This is a genomic window from Limisphaerales bacterium (assembly GCA_014382585.1).
Taxonomy (GTDB): domain Bacteria; phylum Verrucomicrobiota; class Verrucomicrobiia; order Limisphaerales; family UBA1100; genus JACNJL01.
In genome coordinates this window covers 65,834-75,348 of sequence record JACNJL010000015.1, presented here as the reverse complement: position 1 = coordinate 75,348, position 9,515 = coordinate 65,834, and the positions used below count along the sequence as shown (strand labels likewise).

Sequence of the window (9,515 nt, the reverse complement as noted above, 5' to 3'; positions counted from 1 at the left end):
TGATCCCTTGAACCTTGGTGCTTGAACCTCAACCCTTCAAGGCGAGCGCAGCGAGGGTTCTAATTTTTGGAGGTTCCGTGAAAGGTAGGGCCGCCTCGGAGAGGCGGCCAAGGCGCGCTCGGAGAGCACGCCCTACCCTGGGGCAGCTTCGCGCTGGAGGGACGAGCCTGCGAGTCCGCTTGCGCTAGGGACAGCCACGGACTCGCAGGCTCGTCCCTCCAAAAATCTTGGCGGTTTCGGGGTTGGGCTTGGCGTGGACGAGTTGGGGACACCTTTGCCAATGAGTTCTTGAGATTGTTTGGGCACAAAAAAGCGGCGCCCGGTGAGGGGCGCCGTTGGGTTAAACTGATCCGGTTGGGTTATTTGCCTGCGAGGTCGGCGAGCAATACGTCGCGGCGGGTGCGGGCTTCATTCACGCAGTTCGTGCCGAGGCTTTTGCGGACGCGGCGTTTGGTGAAATCGGCCAGGTGCAGCGTATAGTGCAGCCACCAGGTGCCGTGGTTATTCCACAGATGGTGATCCGGATTTTTTCGGTTAACTCTTACAGATAGGGTATGTGTTTTCATGGTGCGCTTGTTTTAAACGCTTCAGGTTCCAGAAATCAAAACGCCGCTAATATAGTGCATCAGCGGCGGATCATCTCCCCGGAGTTTGTTGTTTGGGGATTGGCCCCACACATCGGCTAATAACACAGTTATTTTCCAAGGCACCTTGGCTTGCTCCGTTGCCAGGTTGCCAGACTCATCTCAGAGCCATTCCTGATGCGCGGGGAAGGCAACATAATGAGCCACGGGCTGCAAGGGTTTTTTTTGTCATACACGGTTTTCCTGATAAACAGGGGGTGAATTCAGCGTTACATTAATGAAATGCTGAACATGGCGAGCAAGGTGACGCCGCCTGTGCAGGCGAGGAACACTTTGTCGATTTTGGTTAATTCAATCTTCATACTCATTTAGACGGGAACGGCCTGCCATTGTTACCGATTGTTTTTCGGCGGGCGCGTGGTAAGCTCGGGCATGCGAACAATTAACCGATTGGGGATCGCGCTCACCGCGCTCATTGTGTGTCAAACCTGCTTGGGGGAGGCCGCCGAGTGGGTCAAATTGTTTGATGGCAAAACTTTGGCCGGTTGGGAGGGGAACGAACAATCCTTCCGCATTGAGCAAGGGGCGATTGTGGGAGGGTCATTGAAGGAAAAGATTCCCCGCAATGAATTCTTGTGTACGAAGAAGACTTACAAAAATTTCATCCTCACGCTGGAGGTGAAGCTGCTTGGCGGCCCGAAGGCGAATGCGGGGATTCAGTTTCGCACGAAACGGATTCCGAATCACCACGAGGTGGTGGGCTATCAAGCGGATATGGGCGTGGGCTGGTGGGGCAGTTTATATGACGAATCGCGCCGCCGCACGATGCTGGCACGGGCCGAGGCGGCGTTGATCAAACAAGTGCTAAAACCTGATGATTGGAACCGTTATCAAATCCATTGCGAAGGCCGGCGCGTCCGGTTGTACATTAACGGTCAGTTGACGGTCGATTACACCGAGCCGGATCCAAAGATCCCGCTGGCGGGGGTAATCGCGTTGCAAATTCACGGCGGACCGCCGAGCGAGGCTTGGTATCGGGATATTAAGCTCAAGGAACTGCCTTAATTTGTTCAGTTTAGTCCGGTTGAATCTGAAATGGCCTTGCCATTTGCGGGTAAATTCGGGACTGTGGCAGTTATGCCGCGTATGAACGGGGCTACCCAACAACTCAATAAAATGCTAAAAAATAAACTGACTAAACTGGTTGCTACAGCTGCAGTGACTGCCGGCGTGGCAATGTTTACCGGGTGTTCGGATGACGCTGATTCCGGCCCGATGGAGGGCGAAGACAATGATGGAGACACCGGTGATGGACCTGCTCCTGGTGAAGAGCAACCCGAGGGAGCCCCTCCTGAAGGAACTTCTACCGGCACTGAATAAATTGCCAACGCTCAACCCCCCGGCTTCCGGGGTTTTTTTTGTGTCTACCCGCAATGAGGCTTTTTGAGATCACAAAAAAACCCTCCCGTTTTTACGGGAGGGTTTGAGATGTAATGAATGCGATTGGAATAATCCAGATTTAGTTAGTATGGAAACGGCTCACCGAATTGTTCGTACGATCCAGATTGCCACCTATGGATTGGGTGGTGGTGTGGATGGCTTCATTCCATTGAACTTGGTCGCCTTGTACTACGGAGCCATCTGAGGTGGACCAGTTGCCATTGCCACTATCGAGGCCAGCCATTTGGTTTTGGCCGGAGCCTTCGCCTGGGCCGAGGAGCGCGGTAGCAGCGCTTGCACCTTTACCCGAGTGTACTTGACGGGCTACATTTCCGTTCCAGCCGATGTATCTGCCGCGGGGAAGATAGGCCCAGGTGCGGCCCCCACCCGTGAAGTTGCGCGTCATATTGAGCATTGATTTCGGGGGATTGGTCGTCACCGGCGTGGTGATGGCCGTAGCTGCCGGCGTAGGTATGCACGTAATGGAAATTACGCGTGGTGGCGTAACCCCAGTTGCCGCCATCGATTTTACCGCGGGTGGCTTCACGCTGGTTGTAGCGTTTGGCTTTCGGGTCCGAGGGGGAGCCAATCATTTTGGCATTGTCGAGCGCGCGGCGGATGGTTGGCATCATGAGCACGAAGCGGATATCTCCGACATGGTAGGCCCAAATCCAACGGAACCCGGTTCTTACGGGGTCTGGCCCATTCTTCATGGAGTCGTCTCCGTATGAGGTGTAATGGGCGGTGGTTTGGTAGGCCGAGTTTTTATAATCAGGCGTGTACATAGCCATATTGTCGCGATCCATCATCAACCACGGAAAGGTTTCCATGTCGGTTGCGTGTCCGATGTAGGCTTTACTGATTTGACCGACTTGGCTGGCGCATTTCATGCGGTTGGCTTTCTTCTTGGCCTTGGCTAAGGTGGGAAGAAGCATACTGGCTAAGATGCCGATAATGGCAATGACCACCAGAAGCTCAATCAGGGTAAATCCCTTATTTGTCTGGGTTTTCATAGTTTGTAGTTTTTCAGGTTTTGGGTTGCATGCCTTCGCGGGCACGGGTTTTTTGATTATGGACACAAGTCCACCAAACAATGGCCGCAAGTTTTGTGCCATTTTTTAATAACAAGAAACCCAACCTAAAAAGAGCAAAACCCAAAATCTAGGGGGTGCCCAGTGGGCTGATTTTCACGCATTGCGTGTAGAATACACGCTCGTGCGCTGATATCGGATGGGCACTATTGGGGTTGCGCGAGGTGGTATTGGTTGATTTTGGGGTTTTGAATGCGGGTGGTTTTTCCGTTGCCCCAATTGATTTCCACCGCCTCAACGGATTTTAGATCGCCCAGGCCAAAGTGAACGATTGCGGGGTGTTGTGCCCAAAAAGAAACGCCGGAGGTGACCGGGGGATGAGGGTTTTATCGCCTGCCTTGAGTTTTACCATTGCGCCCAGTGGCGAGATGCCGAAGCCCTTCTGCTGGGTGAGTTTGCCCTTTGGGAGAAGGTTGGCTTTGACTGCAACTCATTGAGCGGCTAGATTGAGCGGCGTTGCGTGTTGTCACGCAGAGAACCTACGATTATCAATGAAATTAATGAAAAACAAAACGCTTGCTGTTATTGCTTGTCTCCTCTGGTGCTTAAACTTCGGGATCGGTTGTTCCTCTGAGGACGAAACAGGTTCTGATTATGTTCCACCCGCTGATCAAAGCCCGGAAGAAGAAGGCACCATTGAAGGGGATGGATCTACCGGGAGTTAGATTAGGAATCCCTTCATATAAAATCAAAAAGGGCGGAGGTGATCCTCCGCCCTTTCTTTTTTGCCGAATTTCTTGTTAGTGGCAGTGAGAGGTCATCAACACTTCCGAGAGACCGGAATTGAGCCCACCCTTAGACTCCGCGTGTTCCTTGACTGCAGACTGCAATCCCGAATCATCCGTCATTTGAACGGATCCATCGGATTTCGCTACCTGCCCCTGCCCGGCATCAAGGCCGGAAAAAGCGCGCTGCTTATTGACGCTGAACGTGCGTTTGGCCGTGCCTGAACTATTTGTGGTCCTGACCCAATTGCCGGAGGTAGAGGGGCCAACAAAACTGACATACTCATTGCCATCGGCATTTTGCTGGCCAATTTGGGATGCCGAAAGCCAGATGCCTTGATCGAAGAATTCGCGCCGATTTCGAATCATGAGATTACTGGCATTCGCCTGATAGCCGGCTGCAGAGGTATCACCCATTAGGTTATGAGTAGTGGCCAGAATTTTGTTGCCATTCTGACTATCGCCTCCGGGATGAATGCAGTAGCTTTGCGCATTGGTATTGACCTTATAGCGTGTGCGCATTTTTTGCGCGCACCAGCCGCCATTACTTAGTTTTCCATTTCGCCAGTCCATATCATTATGGCGCTTGGTTTTAGAATCTGAGGGTGAACGCAACATTCGGGAGGTATCGAGTGAACTCCGAACATTGGGGTTGATCCAAAGGTATTCGATGTGCTTGAACATCCCCCAGCTGTAATGGTACTGAGTCTTCGGTCCGGGGTGGCCTCTATTAATCATTCCCTGTGAAACGATGCCTAATTCTTCGTTAGCAGTATCAGCGAGATAGTTTAGATCCGTCTCGGTCATCTCCCACTGGAAAAGTCCATCCTGATCTGTGGCCGAACTGGTGAAAGCCTTGGCCAATTGACCGGCTTGGCTGGAACATTTCAGGCGGTTTGCTTTCTTTTTGGCCTTGGCCAAGGTGGGGAGGAGCATGCTGGCCAAGATGCCGATAATGGCAATGACCACCAGGAGCTCAATCAGGGTAAATCCTTTATTTGATCGGTTTTTCATGGGTTGTAGTTTTTTAGGTATTGAGTTGCATGCCTTCGCGGCACGGGTTTTGTTTGTGGACACGAATCCACAATGCGGCGCACGCAAGTTTTGTGCCATGTTTAAAAAACCAGAAATTTAACCTAAAACGAGCAAAAACCAAAACCAGAGGTGTCCAGCGGGCTAATTTTCACGCAGCGCGCGTAAAATCCACGCGCATGCGTGGAAAATAGATGGGCGCTATTCGGGTTGCGCGAGGTGGTATTGGTTGATTTTGGGGTTTTGAATGCGGGTGGTTTTTCCGTTGCCCCAATTGATTTCCACCGCCTCAACGGATTTTAGATCGCCAAGGCCAAAGTGAACGATTGCGGGGTGTTGTGCCCACAGGGAATCGCCGGAGGTGACCGGGTGGATGAGGGTTTTATCGCCTGCCTTGAGTTTTACCATCGCGCCAAGGGGCGAGATGCCGGGGCTGCCCTTCAAGCGCATTCCAATCCACCCACCGGAAGTTTTCCAGTTGTTCTTGATGAGGTGCAGTAACTCGGTGGAGCCACGTTTCTTGGCGGAGAGCTGGGACACAAGCAAATCCGGTTTGCCATCGGCATCAAAATCGGTGCCGACGACGATCCGGGAATCAAACTCATGCGACACGCCGAGGAGGAAAGCGACATTCACAAACCCTTCGCCGGGGAGGTTGAGGTAAAAGACATTGTGCTCGAAGCCGTTCCACGAGCAGTTGCTTTGCAGTTGCTCGTGAAGGTCCACAAAAAACTCGCCGAGCACGGGGTTGGCTTTGGAATTGCCCGAGTAAATATCGTGCCGCCAAAAGGTGGTGCAATAATCCTTGGAAGATTCCCGGCTCAGATGGCCATTGGCGATGAAGAGATCGCGATCGCCATCGAGGTCGAAGTCCGCGCCCGTGACGCCCCAGCTCCAACCGGCCCGGGCGATCTGATGATTGTAAGGCGCCTGAACAAAGGCGTTTTCGCCGCCGAGAAAAAGGCGGTTGCCGTAGCCCATTTTCATCCGGTGCACTTGGTGGCCCGCGAAATCTTTGCGGCCGGCCTTCATGGTTTCCAACCGGCGCGCGGTGGTGGAGCCCATACCGGTCATGTACAAATCGAGCTTTCCGTCGCTATTAAAATCTCCCAGGGCGTGGCTCATGCCAAAGCTGAACCGATCTTCGCCGAGGGTGGCGGTGACGTCGGTGAAGCGGCCTTGGCCATCGTTGAGATACAGATCGAGGCCGGAAAAATCACTGACGTTCATGAGATCCAAATCGCCATCACCATCGAGGTCCACGAGCGATCCGCTGTATGAACGGCGGAAGCGTTTGCCCGCCAGTCCGGCCGCCTCAGTTGCGTCGGTGAAATTGCCACGACCGTCGTTGATGAGCAAAAAGGAGGGGTACCCGTCGTTGGCATTATAATAGGGCGTGGGGAACTGGCCTTTGATGTACGGGAATTTGTACTGCATCATCCACACATCCAGATCGCCATCGCCATCCACATCGCCCGCGCTACAGGCGGAAGGGCTTTTGATTTCCCGCATCATAGGGAACCGCACCGGCGTGGGCTGCAGGCTGAACCGTCCTGCGGCGTCGGCCGGGTACAGCATCGGGCTGCCTACTTTGGAGAAGGCCAGCAGATCCTTCCGGCCATCGCCGTTGAAATCGGCAACGATCCCTGTCGAGGGAGGCACCTGCTGAAAGCGCAGCAACGGCTCGAGATCAAATTTCCAGTTGCCGCGGTTCCAGTGCAGTTCATTGGCGCCGGGCAAAATGATTTCCGGCAGGCCGTCGTCATTCAGATCCACCACCAGCGTGGGCGCGAGTGCGTCGCCCTTTTCGTTGGAGGTGGTGATCTTCAGTTGCGTCGCAAACGGCGGCGCGCCGGTGCGCTCCAGTGCGCGGATGGAGGTGACCGCAAGGGCGCCCACTTTGAGTGATTGCTTATCCTGCAGGTTCGGCCATTCCACTTCCAGTTCGCCCCGGAGGATCACGCGGCGGGTTTGGTGTTGCACGTGGAGCGTGAAACGGAACAGCGAATCGGCCGCGCGTTCGGACCCCTGCTTGAATGCAAATTTTTCCTGATGCCATTCCGATTCGATCAACGTCCAGCCTTCGGCTTTGCGGGCCGCCAGCCATGCGTTCCATTCGGCCGGGTTCAGTGGTTTGGCGTCCGCGCTCAGCGCGAGCCGACGATCGAGAATGCCCCATTCCAGCGTGCGGTTGGATTGCTGTGTCGGCAGGCTCAGGCTGGAGAACGAGAATTCGGCCAGCGGCGCAAACTTATCCTTGGCCCCGCGCAGTTCATCCCACAAATCCGTGAACACCGCCTCTACCTGTTGGGCGGCCGTTTCCTCTTTCCACACCGTTTGATCCAGTTGCTGCCGGTCGTTGGTCATCGTTTGCATCCGTTGTTTCAATTCCTCCGGCAGGGATTCTTTGACCAAACGCCCTCCCTCAAACTCGCGGTGCCCCACGTGCAGGCCGTCCGGTTCCCATTCATCCCAGTTCCCTTCCGGTTGGCCATCGCGAAATACCGCCCGCCAGCGGAGTTGGCCGTTCGGGTGCCACTCGGAACATTCCCCGTCACGTTTTCCATCGACAAAAGAGAGCTGCGTTCTTTGTTTCCCCTCCGGATCCCACTCCTGCCATTTCCCGTGAGGCTGGCCGTCCTTATACGGTTTTTCCATCCACCGCTTGCCATTAGTGTGGGTGCTTTTGACCACACCGGTAAACGGGACGGTATCCTGCCTGAAATAATGCAGCCCATCAGGGCGCCGATTCAAATCGGAAGCTTGAACGACGCGTTCGGCGGATTGTTTGCCGGACGAACCTCCGGCGGGCGGGGTGGGTTTGGCGTCACGCGAGCAGCTCGAGCCAAGGGCCAAGGCAAGGGCCAAGGCAAGGGCGAACGCGATCACACACTGCGGGAGGAGCAGGGATATTTTGTTCATGGGCGTTAAAAGGATTAGGTTCGTTAATTCTATGCGCGGGAAGGCTCCGATACAACCTCCAATTAAGGCATCGGCAGGGCGGGTTCACGCGCCCTTATCAAATGTGGATGCGGTAAATCCGCGCGTCCCGTTGGACTGCCGAGGGATTTTTTTGATGGAAAAAAAAGTTGCAACCGTTCGGTCTTTCCCGCAAAATGAGCCCGCTCAGTCGCCTTGGCGACGGGGCCGATTAATCGATCCTGTCAAAGAAAACCCAGAAAGAAAAAATGCTAAAGAAATACACTAAATATGTGGCCACCGCGTTCGCCGTGGCATCTCTCTCCACGTTTATGGTTGGCTGTGGCGCCGCTGAAGATGACGGCGGCGCAACAGAGACTCCCGAGGGTGGTGCTGGCGACGGCGACACCAACAACGCAGCTCCTCCCCCCCCCGCAGGTGGTGGCGAAGAAGGCAACTAAACGACCTTCATATTAATCACAAAGCCCCCCAATCTGGGGGGCTTTTTTTGTGCCTTGTTGCTTTGTTGGATGCGGGCTGTTGGTTTCAAGGGATTCATCCTTGCGGCTTTGTCATCAATCCGAGGGCATTGAACGCTCACCCAACCCTGCTCCGAATCAGCTCCGGCTGAGCCCGCGCGATGAATGAAGGCCCACAAAAAAACCCCCCGGCTTTCGCCAGGGGGCTTGAATGTTAATCAGGTCGTTGCAGCTTAGTGCAGGTGACGGCTGACCGAACCACGGCGTGGGAAGTCAGTTTGACCACCCTTTTGCTTTTGTGCCGTGTAGAGGGCTGCGGTCCACTGGCCGTCGTCGGCCTGCTTCACGGAACCATCAGCAGTTGAGTAGCTGCCTTGGCCGCCGTCCAGTCCGGACATGCCGTGGGCGCCACCTCGAGCGTTGCCGCCCATACCGGCGCTGTTGGTGTTGTCTACGCCAACCCACTTGTGGTTGTTTTCGTTGGCGCTTTGGGTGCCCACACGCAACGTGGGGCTCACCCACCACCAGCCGCCGAGGGACCAGCCGCGAGGCATCATGGCCCAGTCCCAACCCTCGCCTTGGACGTTGCGGGTGAAGTGCAGAACGGATTCGGCTTTTTGGTCATCGCCACCCATGTGGAAGCCATAGCTGCCACCTCGGTGATCGGTGTGGTAGCCATGTTGGCTACCCTTATCGATGTAGGCGAAGCTGCCACCGTCAAGTTTGCCGCGGGTGCTCTCCAATTGGTTGAAGCGTTTGGACTTCGGATCGGAGGGCGAGAGCAACATTTTGGCGTTAGCCAGTGAGCTGCGGATGCCGGGGGAAACATTCACGAAACGAATGTCGTTCATATGTAAACGCGGGTAGAACCGATAACCAGCAGGAACGCCGTTAGGGCCTTTGACGGTTTGGTCACCGTGGTTTCCCCAATCGTACCTGTGGTCGGTAGTGGGGGTGTTATCCCGATAATCCGATGCGTAAGCATCCAGCGCATCGCGATCCTGCAGGAGCCACATAAAGCCGCCTGTTTCACCAGCCTGGCTGATGTAAGCCTTGGACTGCTGCCCGAGGTTGCTTGAGCATTTCATGCGGTTGGCCTTTTTCTTGGCTTTAGCCAAGGTAGGAAGGAGCATGCTGGCCAAAATGCCAATAATGGCGATGACCACCAGCAATTCGATAAGGGTAAAACCCTTTTTGATTTGGTTCTTCATAGTTTTAGTTTTTAGTTTGGGTTGTGCGCCCTTT

General features: G+C 54.6%; 10 protein-coding genes, 1 pseudogene and 1 riboswitch. Of the genes and pseudogenes, 4 read left to right on the top strand and 7 right to left on the bottom strand.

Annotation, left to right across the window (positions count from 1 at the left end):
• Nucleotides 1–359: 359 nt before the first annotated feature.
• Nucleotides 360–566 (bottom strand): hypothetical protein, encoded by a 207-nt coding sequence (locus tag H8E27_00765; GenBank protein MBC8324151.1) that lies wholly within the window; start codon nt 564–566, stop codon nt 360–362.
• Between the two features lie 77 nt (nt 567–643).
• Nucleotides 644–770, bottom strand: a riboswitch (SAM riboswitch).
• Between the two features lie 246 nt (nt 771–1,016).
• On the opposite strand from H8E27_00765, the gene H8E27_00760 reads away from it, so the two are divergent.
• Nucleotides 1,017–1,649 (top strand): DUF1080 domain-containing protein, encoded by a 633-nt coding sequence (locus H8E27_00760; GenBank protein ID MBC8324150.1) that lies wholly within the window; start codon nt 1,017–1,019, stop codon nt 1,647–1,649.
• A gap of 30 nt (nt 1,650–1,679) precedes the next feature.
• Complete coding sequence (locus H8E27_00755) at nt 1,680–1,964, top strand: hypothetical protein (GenBank protein ID MBC8324149.1); 285 nt, start codon at nt 1,680–1,682, stop codon at nt 1,962–1,964.
• A 139-nt stretch (nt 1,965–2,103) separates the two neighbouring features.
• On the opposite strand, the gene H8E27_00750 is transcribed toward H8E27_00755, so the two are convergent.
• The 3 genes from H8E27_00750 to H8E27_00740 form a co-directional block, all read right to left on the bottom strand.
• Nucleotides 2,104–2,268, bottom strand: coding sequence for a hypothetical protein (locus H8E27_00750; protein MBC8324148.1), 165 nt, complete (start codon nt 2,266–2,268; stop codon nt 2,104–2,106).
• Nucleotides 2,269–2,326: 58 nt separating this feature from the next.
• Nucleotides 2,327–3,037, bottom strand: a complete 711-nt coding sequence (locus H8E27_00745) for a type II secretion system protein (GenBank protein MBC8324147.1) — start codon at nt 3,035–3,037, stop codon at nt 2,327–2,329.
• Nucleotides 3,038–3,261: 224 nt separating this feature from the next.
• Complete coding sequence (locus tag H8E27_00740) at nt 3,262–3,387, bottom strand: ASPIC/UnbV domain-containing protein (protein ID MBC8324146.1); 126 nt, start codon at nt 3,385–3,387, stop codon at nt 3,262–3,264.
• Between the two features lie 219 nt (nt 3,388–3,606).
• Here H8E27_00740 and H8E27_00735 point away from each other — a divergent pair, with 219 nt between their 5' ends.
• Nucleotides 3,607–3,780, top strand: a complete 174-nt coding sequence (locus H8E27_00735) for a hypothetical protein (GenBank protein ID MBC8324145.1) — start codon at nt 3,607–3,609, stop codon at nt 3,778–3,780.
• A 936-nt stretch (nt 3,781–4,716) separates the two neighbouring features.
• Here the strand turns inward: H8E27_00735 and H8E27_00730 are convergent.
• Nucleotides 4,717–4,854, bottom strand: a pseudogene (locus H8E27_00730) (type II secretion system protein).
• A gap of 219 nt (nt 4,855–5,073) precedes the next feature.
• Nucleotides 5,074–7,794 (bottom strand): VCBS repeat-containing protein, encoded by a 2,721-nt coding sequence (locus H8E27_00725; protein MBC8324144.1) that lies wholly within the window; start codon nt 7,792–7,794, stop codon nt 5,074–5,076.
• Between the two features lie 266 nt (nt 7,795–8,060).
• On the opposite strand from H8E27_00725, the gene H8E27_00720 reads away from it, so the two are divergent.
• The gene (locus tag H8E27_00720) at nt 8,061–8,252 is read left to right on the top strand and encodes a hypothetical protein (GenBank protein ID MBC8324143.1); all 192 of its coding nucleotides are present in this window, start codon (nt 8,061–8,063) and stop codon (nt 8,250–8,252) included.
• Between the two features lie 251 nt (nt 8,253–8,503).
• Here H8E27_00720 and H8E27_00715 read toward each other — a convergent pair whose 3' ends face one another.
• Nucleotides 8,504–9,481: a type II secretion system protein gene (locus tag H8E27_00715; protein ID MBC8324142.1), complete on the bottom strand. Its 978-nt coding sequence runs from the start codon at nt 9,479–9,481 to the stop codon at nt 8,504–8,506.
• Between the last annotated feature and the right edge of the window lie 34 nt (nt 9,482–9,515).

What these genes read in the sequence shown, in the direction of transcription:
- H8E27_00735 (MBC8324145.1), top strand. Translation starts at nt 3,607, where the DNA reads ATGAAATTAATGAAAAACAAAACGCTTGCTGTTATTGCTTGTCTCCTC.
- H8E27_00715 (MBC8324142.1), bottom strand. Translation starts at nt 9,481, where the DNA reads ATGAAGAACCAAATCAAAAAGGGTTTTACCCTTATCGAATTGCTGGTG.
- H8E27_00765 (MBC8324151.1), bottom strand. Translation starts at nt 566, where the DNA reads ATGAAAACACATACCCTATCTGTAAGAGTTAACCGAAAAAATCCGGAT.
- H8E27_00760 (MBC8324150.1), top strand. Translation starts at nt 1,017, where the DNA reads ATGCGAACAATTAACCGATTGGGGATCGCGCTCACCGCGCTCATTGTG.
- H8E27_00750 (MBC8324148.1), bottom strand. Translation starts at nt 2,268, where the DNA reads ATGGCTGGCCTCGATAGTGGCAATGGCAACTGGTCCACCTCAGATGGC.
- H8E27_00745 (MBC8324147.1), bottom strand. Translation starts at nt 3,037, where the DNA reads ATGAAAACCCAGACAAATAAGGGATTTACCCTGATTGAGCTTCTGGTG.
- H8E27_00755 (MBC8324149.1), top strand. Translation starts at nt 1,680, where the DNA reads ATGGCCTTGCCATTTGCGGGTAAATTCGGGACTGTGGCAGTTATGCCG.
- H8E27_00720 (MBC8324143.1), top strand. Translation starts at nt 8,061, where the DNA reads ATGCTAAAGAAATACACTAAATATGTGGCCACCGCGTTCGCCGTGGCA.
- H8E27_00725 (MBC8324144.1), bottom strand. Translation starts at nt 7,794, where the DNA reads ATGAACAAAATATCCCTGCTCCTCCCGCAGTGTGTGATCGCGTTCGCC.